The sequence below is a fragment of the Neorhizobium sp. 2083 genome, assembly GCF_031455615.1.
GTDB lineage: Bacteria > Pseudomonadota > Alphaproteobacteria > Rhizobiales > Rhizobiaceae > Neorhizobium.
Window position 1 is genome coordinate 329,026 of sequence record NZ_JAVDTC010000005.1, and the last position, 18,476, is coordinate 347,501.

The following is an 18,476-nucleotide window of genomic DNA, read 5'->3' on the forward strand; positions in this document are numbered from 1 at the left end:
GCTATTCTTCCTGATTGCCTGGGAGGTGGCGGCCCAAGCGGGCCGCCGGAAATGCTGGTCCGATCAGCGGCGGGTGTTGAGCGAGATGACGTTGTGCATCGTCTCGTCGGCCGTCGACAGGAACTTCTTGATGTTGCGCGCCGCCTGGCGGATGCGGTGCTCGTTCTCGACGAGCGCCAGACGAACGTAGTCGTCGCCCATCTCGCCGAAGCCGATGCCGGGAGCGACCGCGACATCCGCCTTCTCAACCAGCAGCTTCGAGAATTCGAGGCTGCCGAGATGGCGGAACTTTTCCGGGATCTTCGCCCATGCGAACATGGTGGCGGCCGGCGGCGGCACTTCGAAACCGGCCTTGCCGAACGAATCGACCATCACGTCGCGGCGCCGCTTGTAGACGTTGCGAACTTCGGCAATGTCGGAACCGTCGCCGTTCAGCGCATGGGTCGCGGCCACCTGGATCGGCGTGAAGGCACCGTAGTCGAGATAGGATTTCACGCGCGTCAGCGCCGAAATCAGCCGTTCGTTACCGACGGCAAAGCCCATGCGCCAGCCGGGCATGGAGAAGGTCTTCGACATCGAGGTGAATTCGACCGCGATATCCATCGCGCCCGGAACCTGCAGGACGGACGGTGGCGGCTCGCCTTCGAAATAGATTTCTGAATAGGCCAGGTCCGACAGCACGATGATGTCGTGCTTCCGGGCAAAGCTCACCACCTCTTTATAGAAGTCCAGCGAAGCGACGTGCGCGGTGGGGTTGGACGGGTAGTTGATAATCAGCGCCAGGGGCTTCGGAATCGAATGCTTCACGGCCCGCTCGAGCGGCGGAAAGAAGCTGTCGTCCGGCTCGACGTTCATCGAGCGGATCACCCCGCCTGCCATCAGAAAGCCGAAGGCATGGATCGGATAGGTCGGGTTCGGGCACAGGATGACGTCGCCGGGCGCGGTGATCGCCTGCGCCATGTTGGCGAAGCCTTCCTTGGAACCGAGCGTCGCGACGACCTGGGTGTCCGGGTTCAGCTTGACGCCGAAACGGCGGGCATAATAGGCGGCCTGGGCGCGGCGCAGGCCGGGAATGCCCTTGGAGGACGAATAACGGTGGGTGCGCGGGTCCTGGACCACTTCGCACAGCTTGTCGACGATCGCCTTCGGCGTCGGAAGGTCGGGATTGCCCATGCCGAGATCGATAATGTCCGCGCCACCCGCTCGCGCGCTGGCCTTCAAACGGTTGACCTGTTCGAAGACGTATGGCGGCAGGCGTCGGACTTTATGAAACTCTTCCATCTTTCTCCCCGTGGAGGGCGCGCAACGTCGAAAGCGACGCGCCGGTGTCGCATGATTGGCGATTTTTTGCTTTGCGACCAAACACGCCGAAACGCAAGCGCTATTTGCCGATATGCGTTCGGCAGGACTACTTGGCGATATGGGCCAAGGCGTCCTTGCCGTGCTCGGCGGCAAGCTTGCGGTATTCGGCGACGCGGCGCTGGTATTCGGCTTCCGAAATCGAGCCTGACCTGCGCTGGCGGGCGAGCGACGCCAGGCGCGGCTCGGCCTTGTTGTATTCCTCGTCCTCGATCTGCTCGGCCGCGGCCCGCAGCGTCGGATCGAAGCTCGGATAGGTGCCGGTGTTGCGCTTGGTGACGGGACCGGGCGGCGGCGCGGTCTTGGTCTGGACGACCACCGCGGGCGGAGCCGTGTTCGGAATGCCGTCGTCCAGCGCAAAAGTCTTGCTGTCGCAGCCGGCCAGCAGAGAGAGCGCGCCAAGACCGATGAAAACCGGTAAGCTGCCGATCCGATGCCTCAGTTTTTCCATTTCCGTAACCCAGTTTCCGCCGTCGACCAAATGCACCTGAAAGCGCCGATTGCTGGCACTTGTATTCGCTTTCAGGCACAATGTACAAACGAAAACAAACAACAAACCTGTGGGGAGGCCGTGCGTGGCGGAAAAGACCGAGGATAAGGGCAAGCCCGGCCAGGAATTTCCCGGTTTCGACCCCAAATCGGTCGAGGCCTATGTGGTCAAGGACCCGCAGGCGCTCGCGATGAACTTCGCCCGGGCGCTGGAAAACCTCGGCAAGGCAGCCTCGGAATGGCTCGGCCCGCGCGAGCGCGGCGAGATCACCGATTCGGTCGCGGACCCGGTGACCGATCTCGTGAAGACCCTTTCCAAGGTCACCGAATACTGGGTTGCCGATCCGAAGCGGACCCTCGAGGCGCAGACCCTGCTGTTCTCCAGCTATATCGGCATCTGGACACGCACGCTCAATCAGTTTTCCAGCCAGTTCTCGGGCCAGCCCGCCGCGCCGGAGGCCGATACCCTGGCGAAGGACAAGCGTTTCGCAGACGACGACTGGACGAAGAACCCGTTCTTCGCCCTGCTGCGCCAGCTCTACCTCGTCACCGCCTCATGGGCCGACAAGCTGGTCACCGAAGCCGAGGGCCTCGACGAGCATACCCGCCACAAGGCCGCCTTCTACGTGAAGCAGATCACCGCCGCCCTTTCGCCGGTCAATTTCGCGCTCACCAATCCGGAGGTCTTTCGCGAGACCGTCGCCAGCAACGGCGCCAACCTGGTCGCCGGTATGAAGATGTTCGCCGAGGACATCGCGGCCGGAGGCGGCGACCTCAGGCTGCGCCAGACCGACGCGACCAAGTTCGCGATCGGCCGTAACATGGCGCTGACGCCGGGCAAGGTGATCGCCCAGAGCGAGGTCTGTGAGGTCATCCAATACGAGGCGTCCACGGAAACGGTGCTGAAGCGCCCTCTCCTCATCTGCCCGCCCTGGATCAACAAATTCTACATCCTCGACCTCAACCCTCAGAAGAGCTTCATCAAGTGGTGCGTCGACCAGGGCCACACGGTCTTCGTGATCTCCTGGGTCAACCCGGACGAGCGCCATGCGATGAAGGACTGGGAATCCTACATGCACGAAGGCATCGACTTCGCGCTGACGACGGTGGAGAAGGCCACCGGCGAAAAACAGGTGAACGCGGTCGGTTATTGCGTCGGCGGCACGCTGCTTGCCGCGACCCTTGCCTATCACGCGCAGAAGAAGAACAGCCGCATCGCGTCTGCGACCTTCCTTACCACCCAGGTGGATTTCACCCATGCGGGCGATCTCAAGGTCTTCGTCGACGAGGAGCAGATTTCGGCGATCGAAAAGCAGATGAATGCGGTCGGTTATCTCGACGGGTCGAAGATGGCGACCGCTTTCAACATGCTGCGCGCCTCGGAACTGATCTGGCCCTATGTGGTCAGCAACTACCTGAAGGGCCAGGAGCCGATGCCGTTCGACCTGCTCTACTGGAATTCGGACAGCACCCGCATGGCGGCCGCCAACCACGCCTATTACCTGCGCAACTGCTATCTCGACAACAACCTGAGCAAGGGCGAGATGAAACTCGCCGGCAAGACGATCTCGCTGAAGGACATCAAGATCCCGATCTACAATCTTGCCACCCGCGAAGACCATATCGCGCCCCCGAAATCGGTGTTTCTCGGGTCGTCGCTGTTCGGAGGGCCGGTGGATTTCGTTTTGACCGGTTCCGGCCATATCGCCGGCGTCGTCAATCCGCCCGACAAGCAGAAGTACCAGTACTGGACCGGCGGCAAGGCCGAAGGCCAGTACGAGGACTGGATGACGGGTACCGAAGAGCACAAGGGATCGTGGTGGCCGCACTGGCATGCCTGGGTCGAAGCCAAGGACGACAGCCGCGTGCCGGCCCGCAAGCCTGGCGGCAAGGCGCTGAACGCGATTGCCGACGCACCCGGCACCTATGTTCTGGAACGCGTCTGAACCTTATTCACAGATGCGCTTCGATCCCCCATTGGTGCCTGCGACCCTAATCCAACGCTACAAGCGTTTCCTGTTCGACGCCGTGCTGGAGGACGGCACGCCGTTTACCGGCTCATGCCCGAATACCGGTTCGATGCGCGGCCTCACGACGCCCGGCTCGAAGATCTGGGTGTCGCTGCATGACAGCCCGACACGCAAATACCGGCACATGTTCGAGATGGTCGAAGTGGACGGCGAGCGCGTCGGCATCAATACCGGGCTGCCGAACCGGCTTGCAGAGGAGGCGATCCGCGCCGGGCTCATTCCGAGCCTTGCCGACTACCAGACGATCCTGTGCGAACAGCGTTATGGCAAAAATTCCCGCATCGACTTCCTGCTTCTGGGCGGCGAGCTGCCGAATGCCTATGTGGAGGTGAAGAACGTGCACTTCTGCCGCGAACCCGGACTGGCGGAATTTCCCGATACGGTCACCAAACGCGGTGCCAAACATCTGGAGGAACTGGGCGACATGGCGCAGGCTGGTCACCGGGCGGTGATGGTCTATCTCATCCAGCGGCACGACTGCTCGCGTTTCCGCATCTGTGGCGACCTCGATCCGCTCTACGCGCTCGCCTTCGAGCGTGCCAGGGCTCGTGGCGTCGAGGCCTATGCGGTCCATTGCCGCGTTTCGCCGGAGGAAATCGCGCCGGCGGGGCTGATCGCGATGGACGAACGGGGCTCCGCTGTTTTATGAACGGAGAGATTGCGAGAAAAGAACCATGGTCAACTATATCGAGGCGGTTTCCGCCCCCCTGAAGAATACGGGTGCGATCCGGCTCTATACGGCGGAAGACTTCGCCGGCATGCGCAAAGCCTGCCTGCTGACGGCGCGCTGCCTCGACGAGCTTGCTTCGATCGTGCAGCCCGGCGTCACCACCAATGCCATCGACCGCTTCGTCTTCGAATTCGGCATGGACCATGGCGCCCTACCGGCGACGCTGAACTACCGGGGTTACACGAAATCCTCCTGCACGTCGATCAACCACGTGGTCTGCCACGGCATTCCGGACGACAAGCCGCTGCGCGAAGGCGATATCGTCAATATCGACGTCACCTACATCCTCGACGGCTGGCATGGGGATTCGAGCCGCATGTATCCGGTGGGGCAGATCAAGCGCGCTTCGGAGCGCCTGCTCGAAGTCACCTACGAATGCCTGATGCGCGGCATCGAGGCGGTTCGTCCCGGCGCCCGGACCGGTGCGATCGGCGAGGCGATCCAGACCTATGCGGAGTCGGAGCGCTGCTCGGTGGTGCGCGATTTCTGCGGTCATGGCGTCGGCCGGCTTTTCCACGACTCCCCGAACATCCTGCACTACGGCCGCGCCGACGAAGGCCCGGAACTGAAGGAAGGGATGATCTTCACCATCGAGCCGATGATCAATCTCGGCAAGCCGCATGTGAAGGTGCTTTCCGACGGCTGGACGGCCGTCACGCGCGATCGGTCGCTGTCGGCGCAATACGAACATGCGATCGGGGTCACCGCCACCGGCTGCGAGATCTTCACGCTCTCGCCGGGAGGCTTCGACCGGCCCGGCCTGCCGCCGCTTTCGAGGTAACGGATGGCCAACCGCCCTGCTCTTCCGCCGGACGAACAAACGTCCTTCATCGAGGATGAGCGCGGTTTTTTCGCCGAACAGATGACCAAGCCCAAGGCGCTCAAGAAGCCACCACCATCCGACAGGGACGAGCCGGCCGCCCATTATCATGGTCATCGCGAGCGGCTTCGCACCAAATATCGCGATCACGGCGACACGGCACTTGCTGACTACGAAATCCTCGAACTGATCCTTTTCCGGCTGATCCCCCGCCGCGATACCAAGCCGATCGCCAAGGCGCTGATCGACCGGTTCGGCAACCTTGCGGGCGTGTTCGGCGCACCGCTCGGATTGCTGCAGGAGGTCAAGGGCGTCGGCGAAGCGGTGGCGCTCGACCTGAAGCTTGTGGCGACCGTCGGCCAGCGGATGCTGAAAAGCGAGCTGCGCGGCAAGCAGGTCCTGTCGTCCTGGTCTTCGGTGATCGACTATTGCCATGCGGTGATGGCCTACGAGCCCCGCGAGCAGTTCCGCATCCTGTTCCTCGACAAGCGCAACGCGCTGATCGCCGACGAAGTGCAGGGTCACGGAACCGTCGACCACACCCCGGTCTATCCCCGCGAAGTGGTGCGCCGGGCGCTCGAATTGTCGGCGACCGCGATCATCCTCGTCCACAACCATCCGAGCGGCGATCCGACGCCGTCGCGCGCCGACATCGACATGACGAAAACGATCGTCGACACCGCAAAGCCTCTCGGCATCACGGTGCACGACCACATCATCATCGGCAAGGATGGGCATGTCAGCCTGAAGGGTCTCAGGCTGATCTGAGTTTTCGTCCGCCTCAGGCGGCGAAATAAGCTTCCCGATCGATATCCGCCAGGAGGCCCGCCTGCTCCGGCTTCCAGCCCGTCAGCTCGCGGGTCCGGGCGCTCGAGGTCGGTGCATCCATGCCCGCGAACCCGGCAAACCAGCCGAAGTGGTCGCCGGCATCGTCGGTCTTGCCAACGACCGGGATGGCGAGGCGGCGTCCGATCACTTCGGCAATGGCCTTGAACGGCACGCCCTCCTCGTCGGTCGCGTGGTAACGGGCTCCCCTGGTGCCCTTTTCGAGCACAAGGCGGTAAAGACGCGCGGCGTCGAACCGATGCACGCCCGGCCAGCGGTTGAGACCTTCGCCGATATAGGCGGCGCTGCCCTTCTGCCTTGCGAGGGCTATCAGCATCGGAACGAAACCGTGGTCTCCGTCACCGTGAACCGAGGGGGCAAGCCGGACGACGGACACCCGGACACCCCGCGCAGCCACCGCATCGGCGGCGGCTTCCGAGGCCCGGGGATAGGCGTCGGAGACGGCCGGCACCTTGTCGTCCTCGGTTGCCGCCCGGCCGGCGGCGAGATGCGCGACGCCGGACGTCACGATCAGCGGCCGGTCCGACCCCAGAAGTTCCTCCCCCATCGCTTCGATCGCCCGGCGGTCCGTCTCGCAGTTTTCCTTGAACCGGGAAAAATCATGATTGAAGCCGGTATGGATGACTCCGTCGGCGGCAGCAGCGCCGCGACGCAGGCTGTCGATATCCTCCAGGCTGCCCCGGTGGACCTCGGCGCCCGCGGCTGAAAGCGACGCGGCGCCGGCATTGGAACGTGCAAGACCGAGAACCTGATGGCCTCCGGCAACCAACTCCCGAACGACGGCAGACCCCACGAAACCTGTTGCACCCGTTACGAATACACGCATATGAAAAACCTCATTCCATGAAAGACGGGCTCTTACTGCGCTCAACACTTTCGCGATAAAAGTCGTGACCTTATACCGGTATCGGAACTAACAGGCTGAACATGGCGCCAGTCGAGGACGACAACCCGTTGGGACATTATCTGAAGGACCGGCGCGCGAAGCTCGATCCCGCCGCCTTCGGCATCGCCACCACGCGCCGGCGCACCCCGGGCCTCCGGCGCGAGGAAGTGGCGCAGCGGGCCAATGTCAGCGCCACCTGGTATACCTGGCTCGAACAGGGCCGCGGCGGCGCGCCTTCTGCGGATGTGCTCGATCGGCTCGCCAGGGCGCTGTCGCTCAACGACGCCGAGCGCGAACACCTCTTTCTGCTGGCGCAGCACCGGCCGCCCGAGATGCGGTTCCAGTCCTTCGAGCCGATCACACCGCAGCTTCAGCGCGTGCTCGATGCGATGACCTACAGTCCGGCCGTGGTGCGCACGCCTCTCTGGGACGTGGTCGCCTGGAACCGGGCGGCAGCGATCGTCATGACCGATTATGCCAGCCTGCCGCCTGAACAACGCAACATCCTGAAGCTGATCTTCTGCAACGACCGGGTCCGCGGCCATATGGTGAACTGGGAGCGTGATGCGCGGTATGCCGTCGCCGCCTTCCGGGCGGAGGCCACCCGCATCGGCGCGACCGATGCGATCCAGGCGATGGTCGAGGATCTCCGCCGCGCGAGCCCGGATTTCGAAGCCATCTGGCGCGACTACGACATCCAGAACTACGGCCAGGGCCTCAAGCATTTCCGCCATGAGATCGCGGGCGACCTGATGCTCGAATATTCGTCCTTCACGGTCGATGGCCGTCCGGATCTCGGCATCGTCGTCTTCACCCCGGCAACGGCGCAGGACGTCGATAGAATCAAGCTGCTGATCGAAGGTGCGGGAGAGGCCGGTTGAGCCGGGCTGAAAAGGAGCAGCGGCTCCTCCCGCGTCAGGCTACCTGCACCATGTGACCTGCGGAAACCTCGCGATACTCGCGCTTGGGCGGCCGGTAATCCATGCCGCGGACCGGGCTTTTCAGCTCGTCGTTGGAAATGCCCCGTCGGATGCCGCGGCGGGCCGGATCCGGTACCGGCACGGCCGCCATCAGCTTTTTGGTATAGGGATGTTGCGGATTGTCGAAGACCGCAGCGCGCGGACCGATCTCGACGATCTCGCCGAGATACATGACCGCTACCCGATGGCTGACCCGTTCGACCACCGCCATGTCATGGCTGATGAACAGGAAGGCGAGGTTCAGGCTCTGCTGCAGGTCAAGCAGCAGGTTGCAGACCTGCGCCTTGATCGACACGTCGAGCGCGGAAACGCTTTCGTCGGCGACGATCACCTTCGGGTCGAGCGAGAGCGCCCGGGCAATGGCGATTCGCTGGCGTTGGCCACCGGAAAACTCGTGCGGATAGCGGCCCGCCATGTCCGGCGACAGCCCCACCTTGCGAAGAAGGTCGGCGGTTTTTTCCTTGGCTTCCTTCGCATTGCCGAGCTTGTGCTTGACGAAGGGTTCGGAGATCGCGGCGCCGACCGTCATGCGCGGATTGAGCGACGAGAACGGATCCTGAAAGATCATCTGGATGGTCTTGCGCATGTCGCGCAGGCCCGTCTGGTCGAGGCGCAGGACATCGTAACCGTCGAGCGCCACCTCACCGCCCGTCGGCTCGATCAGCCGCATGATCGAGCGGCCGGTCGTGGACTTGCCGCAACCGGATTCACCGACCAGTGACAAGGTCTCGCCCTGGAAGAGTTCGAAGGACACGTTCTCGACCGCGTGGACGGCGCCGGTCTGCGTCGCGAACAGGCCCGAGCGAACCGCGAAGCGGGTGACGAGGTTCTTCACCGCCAGAACCGGGGTTTTTCGCGTATCGACGGTGCCTGCGACTTCCTTGGGCTCGGCCGTTTCGCCGGTATTGATGTCGACGACCGGGAACCGGGTCGGCCATTTGCGGTCCTGCATCGAGCCGAGCCGGGGCACGGCGGAAAGAAGCGCGCGGGTGTAGGGATGTTTGCCGTGGTGAAAAATCTCCTCGGTCGGGCCGCTTTCGACCGCCTCGCCGCGATACATGACGATGGTGCGATCGGCGATCTCGGCGACTACGCCCATGTCATGGGTGATGAAGAGCACCGACATGCCCTCTTCTTCCTGCAATACCTTGATCAGGTCGAGGATCTGTCCCTGGATGGTGACATCGAGCGCGGTTGTCGGTTCGTCGGCGATCAACAGCTTCGGTTTCGAAGCCAGGGCCATGGCGATCATGACGCGCTGGCGCATGCCGCCCGAAAACTGGTGCGGGTAATCGTCGAAGCGGGCGCCGGCATTCGGGATACGGACCTTTTCGAGAAGCCTCACGGTTTCGGCGCGCGCCTGGGATTTCGTCAATCCCTTGTGGCGCGTCAGCACTTCCGAGATCTGCCGCCCGATCGTGAAGATCGGGTTGAGCGAGGTCATCGGCTCCTGGAAGATCATCGAGGCGTCGTTGCCGCGCACGCCGCGCATCTCCTTTTCAGAGATAGACAGGAGATCCCTGCCGGAAAGCATGATGCTTCCTTCGATGCGGCTCACATTGGCTGCCAGAAGCCGCATGATCGACAGCGAGGTGACGCTCTTGCCGGAGCCGCTTTCGCCGACGATCGCCACCGTCTCGCCGGGATGAACATCGAAGGAGACGTCGCGGACGACGCTTTTCCATTCGCCGTCGACCAGGAAGGAGGTCGTCAGGTTTCGGACGGACAAAACAGGTTTCTCGGTCATCGGGATTTCCGTCTTAGGGGCTTCCGTGTTGGGGGCTTCCGTCATTGGGGCTTCCACGGGGTGGCAAAGGAGGCGGACGCGCGGCCTTCCGCCTCGCGGGCGGCTTCCAGTTCGGCGATCTTCTGGTCGATGACACGGCGGTCGATCATGCCGTGCGGGTTTTCGCGGGTGGGCATGGTTTCGGCGACGTGCAGGAAACGCTCCTGCGCCACGGCATAAAGCCGGCGCAACTCCCCCAGCGGGTCGGTGTGGTCGTCGGCGTTGATGCGCAGCCAGGGGTAATCCTGGTCGCGGTAGAGAACCATCGCGGCGGATTGCCTGCCACGCTTGTCTCCGCCGGCTGCCTCTCCGGCATCCATGGCAGCGAGCAGGCGTTCGGCGAGCGGTGCGCCCTCGGCCGCCTTTTGCTTGTAGACCCTGAGCGTCTCGGCGATCACCTGAGGCCGGGCCAGCATGTTGCCCGCAACGGAGACGTTGTCGTCAACGAGATGGCCCGCCCAATCGACGCAGATTTCGCCGGTATAGGCAGCGTTGCGGCCCTGGGCGTCGATCAGGTGGAACTGACGTTGCCTACGGCCGTCGTCGCGAGCGGTCAGCGCCTCGATGATCTCTTCCGGCGATCTGCCTTCCTCCAGGAGCTTCAGTCCGTCGGTGCCGTAGAGCGGGCTGACGAAGGCCTGGGTGGCAACCGCCCCCACCCTGCCCTTGATATGCGGCACGGCGGCGCCGACCGCGAAGAAACGGCTGGCGACGGAAATTCCGAAATGACCCGTCTGCGGATCGCGTGCGACGATCGACCAAGTCATGGCTTACCTCCCCACCGCGTAAGCCTGCATCAGGCGCGGCGTCGCCGCTGCCCGCATCAGGCCGTCCGCATCGCGGCGGGCGGCGGTCAGGCGGCCGACGCTCCAGGGATCGGCAACGGTGATCTGGTGGCCGCGGCTGCGCAGTTCGGCGAGCACGTCGGCGCCGATATTGCTTTCCACCATGATGTTCCCCGGCTGGCTGGTGCGCGGATAGAAGGAGCCGGGGAAATGCGTGGTGTGGAACAGCGGCATGTCGATCGCCGCCTGCAGGTTCGGCTTGTGGTGGACGTAACGCAGGAAGAACGGCAGCTGCCACTGGTCCTGCTGGTCGCCGCCGGGCGTGCCGAACACCAGCGTCGGACGGCCCTGATGCAGGGCCAGCGACGGGGTGAGTGTCGTGCGCGGGCGCTTTCCAGGCTCGAGCGAGGTCGGCAGGCCGGGCTTCAGCCAGAACATCTGGGCGCGGGAATTCAGCGCAAAACCAAGGCCCGGCACGATCGGCGAGGATTGCAGCCACCCGCCGGACGGCGTGGTCGAGACCATGTTGCCCCAGCGGTCGATGACATCGATATGGACGGTGTCGCCGCGCTTTTCGGTGAGGTGCGACATGGTCGGCTCGTAGACGGCGCCCTTGCCGCTGACTTCCGCCAGCATTCCCATGGTGAGGTCGAACTGGTGGTCGTAACCGGGAACGCGGCCGGGACGCAGTTCGAGCGAGGCTCGGCTGCCGATCAGCTTGCGGCGCTCGGCGTTATAGCCTTCCGAAAGCAGGTATTCGGTCGGGATCTGCGCGAAATCCGGATCGCCGTAATAGACTTCACGGTCGGCGAAGGCGAGCTTCATGGCTTCCACGACGACATGCACGAAATCCGGTCCCGCCGGATCCATCGCCGAGAGGTCGATGCCTTTCAGCAGCGCCAGCGACTGCAGCAGCACCGGTCCCTGCCCCCAGGCCGGCGTCTTGGCGACGGTCCAGTCGTGATAGTCATAGGTCTGCGGTGCCTCGACGGTCGCCTTGTAATTCGCCATGTCGTCGGCGGTCAGCACGCCCTTGTGGCGGGCGCCGCTCGCATCCATGACTTCGGTCGTCAAGGCATAACGGTCGATCGCCTCGGCCACGAAACCGCGGTAGAAGGCGTCGCGGGCGGCCTCGATCTGGTTTTCGCGGCCGGTCCTGGCTTCGGCCTCAGCGATGATGCGCTTCCAGGTATCGGCAAGCACCGGGTTCCTGAAATTGCTCTGCGCCTCGGGAGCCACGCCGCCCGGCAACCAGGTCGCGTAGGAGGTCGGCCATTCGGTCTCGAAGAAGCTGGCCAACCCCTTGATGGTGGCGGAAACGCGGGCGAGCACCGGATGGCCGTGCTCGGCGTAATAGATCGCCGGCTCCAGCACGTCGCGGACGCTCATCGTGCCATAGTCGCGCAGCATCAGCATCCAGCCGTCGAAGGCACCGGGGATGACCGTTGCCAGCAGGCCGTCACCCGGGATCAGTTTCAGGCCTTCCGACGTGTAATGCTCGATGGTCGCGCCGGCCGGCGCCGGCCCCTGCGCACAGATGACTTCGACCTTGTCCTTCTTCGCCGAATAGAAGACGGCCGGCATATCGCCGCCCGGGCCACACAGATGCGGTTCGACGATCTGCAACACGAAACCGGTTGCGACGGCCGCATCGAAGGCGTTGCCGCCCTTTTCGAGGATGGCCATGCCGACGGAAGAGGCGATCCAGTGGGTGGAGGTGACGACCCCGAATGTGCCGAGGATTTCCGGCCGTGTGGTGAATTCAGTCATGGTATGGTTCCTTTCAGATCTTGTTTCGCACGGCCATCACGCTTCGCGGGGATCCAGCGCATCGCGCAGACCATCGCCGAGAAGATTGAAGCCGATAACGACGAGGAAGATCGCCGCACCCGGCCACATCGCCATCCAGGGAGCCTGGCTCAGGAAATTCTTGGCAACGTTCAGCATCGAGCCCCAGGAGGGGGCCGGCGGTTGCTGGCCGAGGCCAAGGAAGGAAAGGCTCGCCTCGGCGATGATCGCGGTTGCGATCGTCAGCGTCGCCTGGACGATGATCGGGGCGAAAACGTTGGGCAAGATGTAACGGACGATGATTTCAAAATGATTCAGGCCGACGGCACGTGCGCCTTCGACATAGTCCTCGGTCTTGACGGCCAGGACCTGGCCGCGGGTCAGCCGAACGAAGATCGGCATTGCCGACAGCCCGATGGCGATCATCGCATTCAGCAGGCTCGGGCCGAGAAACGCCGCAAGCGCGATCGCCATGATCAGGAAGGGCATCGCGAGCAGTGCCTCGGTGATGCGCGAGATCACCATATCCACCCAGCCGCCGAAATAACCGGAGATCAGGCCGAAGGGCACGCCGATGCCGACCGCGATGGCGACGGAAAACACCCCGGCCATCAGCGACGCCCGCGCGCCCCAGATCATGCGGGACAGGATGTCGCGGCCGAGATCGTCGGTGCCGAGCCAGTACATGGCCGAGGGCGCCTTGCGGATCGCTGTCCAGCTGGTGGCGACGGGATCGATGATCGGCAGGATCGGCGCGCTCACCGCCAGGATGGCGAAGAACAGGACGATGACGGCGCCGACAAGCGCGCTCCTGTTCCTTTTCATCTTGCGCCAGGCGCGGCTCTTGTCGCGCTTTACCGCCGCGACGGACGGTGCTTGATCGATCGTGGTCATAGGGCGGCCCTCAGACGCGGATTGAGCAGGACGTAGAGGATGTCCGCAAACAGGTTCATCAAGATGAAGCCGACCGCCGTGCACAGCACGACGCCCTGCACGACCGCATAGTCGCGGTTGAACACGGCATCGACGATCAGCTTGCCGAAGCCCGGAATGGTGAAGATCTGTTCGGTCAGGACCGCGCCGGCGAGCAACTCGCCGAACAGCAGCGCCGACAGGGTCACCACCGGCAGCAGCGCATTGCGGAAACCGTGGCTCAGGATGATTTCGCTCGGCGACAGGCCCTTGGCGCGGGCGGTGCGGATATAATCGGCGCTGAGCACGCCGATCATTGCCGAGCGGGTATGGCGCATCAGGGTCGCGGCGAGCGCATTGCCGAGCACGAAGGCCGGCATGACCATGGTCTGCAGGGACCGGACGGGATCGACGAAGATCGACTCGTAACCGGAGGCCGGCAGCCAGCCGAGCTGCACCGAGATCAGCAGGATCAGCATGATGCCGAGCCAGAAGTTCGGGATCGACAGGCCGGTGAGCGCCAGCACGTTGGCGAGGTAATCGATGAAGGTGTTTTTCCTGACCGCCGCCAGGATGCCGATCGGGATGCCGATCAACATGGCAAAGAACATCGCCATCACCGCAAGCTGGATCGTCACCGGCAGCTTCTGGAGGATCAGTTCCAGGACCGGCTGGTTGGTGCGCAGCGAAATGCCGAAATCGCCGGTCAGAACGCCGCCGAGCCAGTAGAAATATTGCACGACGACCGGGTCGTTGAGCCGGTATTTGTCGCGCAGGAATTCGATGACGGCGGGATCGCGCTCCTCGCCGGCCATGGCCAGAATGGGATCACCCGGCAACAGCTTTTGCAGTGAAAAGACGAAAATGGAGATGATCAGCAAGGTCGGGATGGCGACCAGCAGACGCTTTCCGATGTAGACAGGCATGACGCCGTCCCCCGTTGAGCAGTGTTGTCACAAAGTGATGCGGGAAAAGTGCCGCATGGGTCCACTCCCATGCGGCACGGGAGCGTTAGCCCTTCTTGACGCCTTGCAGGCGGATCATGCCGTCAGGACTGGGCACGAAACCTGTGACGTTCTTCTTGTAAGCCCAGATCCACGACTGGTGGCCGAGATAGATGATCGGCATGTCTTCGTTGAGGATCACGGAAGCCGCATCGTATTTCTGCTTGCGGACCGCATCGTCGGTCGAGGCGCGCGCTTCGTTGAGCAGCTTGTCGACTTCGGCGTTGCAATACTTGGTATCGTTGATGCCGCCCTTGCAGGTGATGAACTGGTGGATGTTGCCATCGGGATCGACACGGCCGGACCAGTCGGAGCGGCTGAGCTGGTAGTTGCCGCGGGTCTGTTCGTCGAGGAGCGTCGCGAATTCGGTCGACTTCAGGCTGACGTCGAAGCCGGCCTCGGCGACCATCGCCTGCAGGATCTGCATCATCTGCTGGGCGACCGGATTGTTCGGGATCTGCAGTTCGACCGGGACGCGGTCGAAGCCGGCGGCCTTGATGAGGGCCTTGGCCTTGGCGACATCGCGGGCCGGAACCGGAAGCGCCTTGTTGAACCACGGGCTGTTCGGCGGGAACGGCTGGTTGCCGCCGACGGCGGTCCCTTCATAAACGATCTGGTTCATCGCGTTGCGGTCGATCGCCAGCGAGAAGGCCTGGCGCAGGCGCTTGTCCTTGCCGAACGGATTGTCGGCGCGCGTACCGTTGCCGATATTGGCGTAAAGCGCCATGTAGCCGATGTTGACGGTCGCGTCGTATTTGAGGCCCGAATTGCCCTTGACGGCGGCAACGTCGGTCGGCGCGAGGCGCTCGATGAAATCGAGATCGCCCGACTGCAGGTTGGCAAGGCGCACAGTCGTATCCGGGATCGGCAGGTAGGTGACCTTGTCGACGAAGATCTTGTCCTTGTCCCAGTAATCCTTGAACTTTTCGAGCACGATGCGGTCCTGCTGGACGCGCTCGACGAACTTGAACGGGCCGGCGCAAACCGGCTTGGAGCCGAAATTGGCGCCGAGCGCCTTGGCGGCGACCGGCGAGACGATCATGCCGGCGCGGTCGGAAAGCTGGGCGAGCAGCGTCACGTCCGGGGCCTTCAGCGTGAACTTGACTTCCAGCGGACCGGTCGCCTCGACCTTGGCGACAGAGGTCAGCTCGCTCTTGCGGCGGGATTCCGGCAGGGTCATGTTGCGTTCGATGGTGGCGACGACGGCTGCGGCATCAAGCGGCGTGTCGTCGTGGAACTTGACGCCCTGCCGGATCTTCATGGTCAGTTCCTTGCCGTCGGCGGACCATTTCCACTCGGTGGCGAGCTGCGGAACGATCTTCAGGTCCGGCGACACGTCGACCAGCTTGTCGCACAGGGCCGTATAGACGATACGGCCGACGAAGGTGCGGGACTGAGCCGGATCGAGAACGTCGGCATCGTCCTGCAGGCCGATGCGCAAATCGACCGCAAGCGCCGGGAAGGCGAAAAGCGCGCCCGCCAGCAGGGCGGTCGTGAGCCTGGTAAGTCGCATCATCATCAATATTCCTCTCTTTTTAGGTTCCTGTTTTTAGTCTTGGCCGGTTTTCCGGCTTCTGGTGGTGGCTGCCGCGGGGGCGACTGTTCAGCTTACCTGGCTCAGCGGCCCCTGTTCTGTAGGGCTGAGGGATGTCGCCCGGATCAGACGCTCCTGGAGCATCAGCAGATGTTCGCGCATCGCCTCCCCTGCCCGCACCGGATCCCGGGCGGCAATCGCCTCGATGATGCTCTGGTGCTGCGCGAAGGAGATATTGACCGCATTGCCGCTGGACCGGGCACGCTCGCGGATCGCCCGCCATGCCTCGTCCTGGCGGACACGGTTGATGACATCGAAGATCGACAGGAAAAGCTGGTTGCCGGCGCTCTGGGCGATCAGCCGGTGCAGCGTCCCGTCCCACAGCTCGCGCGCGTCGGCATCGGTGCTTTCGATGATCTTCAAGGCGATCTCGTGCATCTTGGCGATATCCGCCGGCTTGGCACGCATGGCCGCGAGCTGGGCGAGCTGCGGCTCGATCCGCAAGCGGACCTCCATGATCTCCATAAAATCAGTGCCGGCGACGATCGAGCCCAAATGGTTGCTCCAATCGCTCGGCCTTTCGCCGATAAAAGTGCCCGAGCCCTGGCGGCGCCAGATCAGGCCCTCGGATTCCAGCACTTCCAGCGCACGGCGCACGGCGCGGCGACTGATGCCGAGCATATCGGTCAGGGCGCGCTCGGTCGGCAGGCGGCCTTCCGTACCCAACTCCCCCGCTCTCAAAAGCTCTCTCAAGCGATCCAGGGCGTAGCTCGAATTGTCGGGAGCCTCGCCCGCCTTCCCCTGTACCATTTTATGTACCAATTTCTAATTGGTTCAAATGGACGGCATTTGCCGACCTCCGTCAAGTTAATTTTTCGGCAATTTCTGCAATGCACAAAATTCATGCACCGGAATTGCAATCGAGGCTTGGAGGGCCGCAATCAAAACTTTAGAATAGGCGGCTACAAAGGGATTCGTGAGTGCTGCTGCATCGCGGCGGCCGCAAGATTTCGGAGCGGAGCATCCCATGAACCAATACGACCTCATCGTCGTCGGCAGCGGACCGGCAGGTCGCCGAGCCGCCATTCAGGCAGCCAAACTCGACAAGAAGGTTCTGGTCGTCGAACAAGGCAAAAGGGTCGGCGGCGTTTCGGTCCACACGGGGACGATCCCCTCGAAGACGCTGCGCGAAACCGCGCTCAACCTTTCGGGCTGGCGCGAGCGCGGTTTTTACGGCCGGGCCTACCGGGTCAAGCAGGAGATCAGCGCAGAAGATTTGCGCCGCCGCCTGCTGATCACCCTCGATCACGAAGTGGAGGTGCTGGAGCACCAGTTTGCCCGCAACCGCGTCCAGAGCATCCGCGGCAAGGCGACCTTCGTTACATCCGACACGCTGGCGATCACCAAGGACGACGGCGACGTGATGCATGTCATGGGCAAATCGATCCTGCTCGCGGTCGGCACCAAACCCTTCCGCCCCGACTACATGCCCTTCGATGGCAAGACGGTTCTCGACAGCGACGAGCTTCTGGAAATCGAACAGCTGCCTCGGTCCATGGTCGTGATCGGCGCCGGCGTCATCGGCATCGAATATGCCACGATCTTCAGCGCGCTGGATGCCGCCGTGACCGTCATCGACCCGAAGCCGACCATGCTCGACTTCATCGACAAGGAGATCGTCGAGGACTTCACCTACCAGCTGCGCGACCGCAACATGAAGCTGCTGCTCGGCCAGAAGGCCGAAAAGGTCGAGCGCCTGCCAGACGGCAAGGTTTCCGTCGAGGTCGACAGCGGCCGCCACATCGTCACCGACATGGTTCTGTTCGCAGCCGGGCGCATGGGCGCCACCGATACGCTGAACCTCGCCGCAGCCGGCCTCGAGGCCGACAGCCGCGGCCGCCTCAAGGTCAATCCGGAAACCTTCGAGACGTCGGTTCCCAACATCTATGCCGCCGGCGACGTCGTCGGTTTTCCGAGCCTTGCCTCGACCTCGATGGAACAGGGGCGCGTCGCGGCCCGCGTCGCCGTCGGCGCGATCGCCAAGGAACCGCAGAAATATTTCCCCTACGGCATCTATGCCGTGCCGGAAATCTCCACTTGCGGTCTCACCGAAGAGGAAATGAAGGAGCGCGGCATTCCCTACGAATGCGGCATCGCCCGTTTCCGCGAGACCTCACGCGGCCATATCATGGGCCTCGATACGGGTCTCCTGAAGCTGATCTTCTCGCTCAAGACCCGCCGGCTGCTCGGCGTCCACATCGTCGGCGAAGGCGCGACCGAACTCGTACACATCGGCCAAGCCGTGCTGAACCTCAAGGGCACGGTGGAATATTTCGTCGAGAACACGTTCAACTATCCGACGCTTGCCGAAGCCTACAAGATCGCCGGGCTGGACGCCTGGAACCGGATGGGCGAAGGCCCGAAGGAAGCACCGGTCGCAACCGCGCAGCCGCTCGATACGACCGCGAACAGCGAGGCCGCGACAGAGAAGAAAAAAGCCGCCTCCAAGTGAGGCGGCTCAACACGA

At 63.3% G+C, this 18,476-nt stretch carries 16 protein-coding genes; 6 read left to right on the forward strand and 10 right to left on the reverse strand.

The annotated features are described in order from the left end of the window. Positions 1-63 precede the first annotated feature (63 nt). Positions 64-1,281, reverse strand: coding sequence for an LL-diaminopimelate aminotransferase (locus tag J2X76_RS20895; protein ID WP_113128911.1), 1,218 nt, complete (start codon positions 1,279-1,281; stop codon positions 64-66). A 127-nt stretch (positions 1,282-1,408) separates the two neighbouring features. Then, complete coding sequence (locus tag J2X76_RS20900; protein ID WP_113128910.1) at positions 1,409-1,810, reverse strand: hypothetical protein; 402 nt, start codon at positions 1,808-1,810, stop codon at positions 1,409-1,411. A gap of 124 nt (positions 1,811-1,934) precedes the next feature. Here J2X76_RS20900 and J2X76_RS20905 point away from each other — a divergent pair, with 124 nt between their 5' ends. Genes J2X76_RS20905 through radC form a run of 4 tightly spaced genes read left to right on the forward strand, consistent with a single transcriptional unit; the run spans position 1,935 to position 6,196 of the window. Further along, positions 1,935-3,794: a class I poly(R)-hydroxyalkanoic acid synthase gene (locus tag J2X76_RS20905; RefSeq protein ID WP_310219214.1), complete on the forward strand. Its 1,860-nt coding sequence runs from the start codon at positions 1,935-1,937 to the stop codon at positions 3,792-3,794. Between the two features lie 13 nt (positions 3,795-3,807). Further along, the gene (gene sfsA, locus J2X76_RS20910) at positions 3,808-4,527 is read left to right on the forward strand and encodes a DNA/RNA nuclease SfsA (protein ID WP_310219216.1); all 720 of its coding nucleotides are present in this window, start codon (positions 3,808-3,810) and stop codon (positions 4,525-4,527) included. A gap of 25 nt (positions 4,528-4,552) precedes the next feature. Further along, on the forward strand, positions 4,553-5,389 hold the full coding sequence (gene map / locus J2X76_RS20915) for a type I methionyl aminopeptidase (RefSeq protein WP_113128907.1): 837 nt from the start codon (positions 4,553-4,555) through the stop codon (positions 5,387-5,389). A 3-nt stretch (positions 5,390-5,392) separates the two neighbouring features. Then, positions 5,393-6,196: a DNA repair protein RadC gene (gene radC, locus J2X76_RS20920; RefSeq protein ID WP_113128906.1), complete on the forward strand. Its 804-nt coding sequence runs from the start codon at positions 5,393-5,395 to the stop codon at positions 6,194-6,196. Between the two features lie 13 nt (positions 6,197-6,209). Here radC and J2X76_RS20925 read toward each other — a convergent pair whose 3' ends face one another. Continuing rightward, positions 6,210-7,100 (reverse strand): SDR family oxidoreductase, encoded by an 891-nt coding sequence (locus J2X76_RS20925; protein ID WP_310219219.1) that lies wholly within the window; start codon positions 7,098-7,100, stop codon positions 6,210-6,212. A 101-nt stretch (positions 7,101-7,201) separates the two neighbouring features. On the opposite strand from J2X76_RS20925, the gene J2X76_RS20930 reads away from it, so the two are divergent. Beyond that, on the forward strand, positions 7,202-8,041 hold the full coding sequence (locus J2X76_RS20930; RefSeq protein ID WP_310219221.1) for a helix-turn-helix transcriptional regulator: 840 nt from the start codon (positions 7,202-7,204) through the stop codon (positions 8,039-8,041). A 34-nt stretch (positions 8,042-8,075) separates the two neighbouring features. On the opposite strand, the gene J2X76_RS20935 is transcribed toward J2X76_RS20930, so the two are convergent. From J2X76_RS20935 to J2X76_RS20965, 7 genes are all read right to left on the reverse strand, one after another. After that, the gene (locus tag J2X76_RS20935) at positions 8,076-9,887 is read right to left on the reverse strand and encodes an ABC transporter ATP-binding protein (protein ID WP_310219384.1); all 1,812 of its coding nucleotides are present in this window, start codon (positions 9,885-9,887) and stop codon (positions 8,076-8,078) included. Positions 9,888-9,928: 41 nt separating this feature from the next. Then, the gene (locus J2X76_RS20940; protein ID WP_310219222.1) at positions 9,929-10,693 is read right to left on the reverse strand and encodes a DUF1028 domain-containing protein; all 765 of its coding nucleotides are present in this window, start codon (positions 10,691-10,693) and stop codon (positions 9,929-9,931) included. A 3-nt stretch (positions 10,694-10,696) separates the two neighbouring features. Then, positions 10,697-12,481 carry a gamma-glutamyltransferase family protein gene (locus J2X76_RS20945; RefSeq protein WP_113128902.1) on the reverse strand — a complete coding sequence of 595 codons (1,785 nt, stop codon included), beginning with the start codon at positions 12,479-12,481 and terminating at the stop codon, positions 10,697-10,699. A 36-nt stretch (positions 12,482-12,517) separates the two neighbouring features. Continuing rightward, complete coding sequence (locus J2X76_RS20950) at positions 12,518-13,393, reverse strand: ABC transporter permease (protein ID WP_310219224.1); 876 nt, start codon at positions 13,391-13,393, stop codon at positions 12,518-12,520. Further along, on the reverse strand, positions 13,390-14,337 hold the full coding sequence (locus tag J2X76_RS20955) for an ABC transporter permease (RefSeq protein WP_310219225.1): 948 nt from the start codon (positions 14,335-14,337) through the stop codon (positions 13,390-13,392). The genes J2X76_RS20950 and J2X76_RS20955 overlap by 4 nt, the downstream gene beginning before the upstream one ends. Before the next feature lie 85 nt (positions 14,338-14,422). Continuing rightward, on the reverse strand, positions 14,423-15,931 hold the full coding sequence (locus J2X76_RS20960) for an ABC transporter substrate-binding protein (protein WP_113129016.1): 1,509 nt from the start codon (positions 15,929-15,931) through the stop codon (positions 14,423-14,425). Between the two features lie 87 nt (positions 15,932-16,018). Then, complete coding sequence (locus tag J2X76_RS20965; protein ID WP_310219227.1) at positions 16,019-16,759, reverse strand: FadR/GntR family transcriptional regulator; 741 nt, start codon at positions 16,757-16,759, stop codon at positions 16,019-16,021. 217 nt (positions 16,760-16,976) lie between these two features. On the opposite strand from J2X76_RS20965, the gene sthA reads away from it, so the two are divergent. Continuing rightward, positions 16,977-18,461, forward strand: a complete 1,485-nt coding sequence (gene sthA / locus J2X76_RS20970) for a Si-specific NAD(P)(+) transhydrogenase (protein ID WP_310219229.1) — start codon at positions 16,977-16,979, stop codon at positions 18,459-18,461. Positions 18,462-18,476 lie beyond the last annotated feature (15 nt).

Excerpts from the sequence above, each read along its gene's own strand:
- J2X76_RS20935 (WP_310219384.1), bottom strand. The coding sequence starts at position 9,887 with ATGACCGAGAAACCTGTTTTGTCCGTCCGAAACCTGACGACCTCCTTC.
- J2X76_RS20945 (WP_113128902.1), bottom strand. The coding sequence starts at position 12,481 with ATGACTGAATTCACCACACGGCCGGAAATCCTCGGCACATTCGGGGTC.
- sfsA (WP_310219216.1), top strand. The coding sequence starts at position 3,808 with ATGCGCTTCGATCCCCCATTGGTGCCTGCGACCCTAATCCAACGCTAC.
- J2X76_RS20965 (WP_310219227.1), bottom strand. The coding sequence starts at position 16,759 with ATGGTACAGGGGAAGGCGGGCGAGGCTCCCGACAATTCGAGCTACGCC.
- J2X76_RS20930 (WP_310219221.1), top strand. The coding sequence starts at position 7,202 with ATGGCGCCAGTCGAGGACGACAACCCGTTGGGACATTATCTGAAGGAC.
- J2X76_RS20895 (WP_113128911.1), bottom strand. The coding sequence starts at position 1,281 with ATGGAAGAGTTTCATAAAGTCCGACGCCTGCCGCCATACGTCTTCGAA.
- J2X76_RS20900 (WP_113128910.1), bottom strand. The coding sequence starts at position 1,810 with ATGGAAAAACTGAGGCATCGGATCGGCAGCTTACCGGTTTTCATCGGT.
- J2X76_RS20940 (WP_310219222.1), bottom strand. The coding sequence starts at position 10,693 with ATGACTTGGTCGATCGTCGCACGCGATCCGCAGACGGGTCATTTCGGA.
- J2X76_RS20960 (WP_113129016.1), bottom strand. The coding sequence starts at position 15,931 with ATGATGCGACTTACCAGGCTCACGACCGCCCTGCTGGCGGGCGCGCTT.
- sthA (WP_310219229.1), top strand. The coding sequence starts at position 16,977 with ATGAACCAATACGACCTCATCGTCGTCGGCAGCGGACCGGCAGGTCGC.
- J2X76_RS20955 (WP_310219225.1), bottom strand. The coding sequence starts at position 14,337 with ATGCCTGTCTACATCGGAAAGCGTCTGCTGGTCGCCATCCCGACCTTG.
- map (WP_113128907.1), top strand. The coding sequence starts at position 4,553 with ATGGTCAACTATATCGAGGCGGTTTCCGCCCCCCTGAAGAATACGGGT.
- J2X76_RS20925 (WP_310219219.1), bottom strand. The coding sequence starts at position 7,100 with ATGCGTGTATTCGTAACGGGTGCAACAGGTTTCGTGGGGTCTGCCGTC.
- J2X76_RS20950 (WP_310219224.1), bottom strand. The coding sequence starts at position 13,393 with ATGACCACGATCGATCAAGCACCGTCCGTCGCGGCGGTAAAGCGCGAC.
- radC (WP_113128906.1), top strand. The coding sequence starts at position 5,393 with ATGGCCAACCGCCCTGCTCTTCCGCCGGACGAACAAACGTCCTTCATC.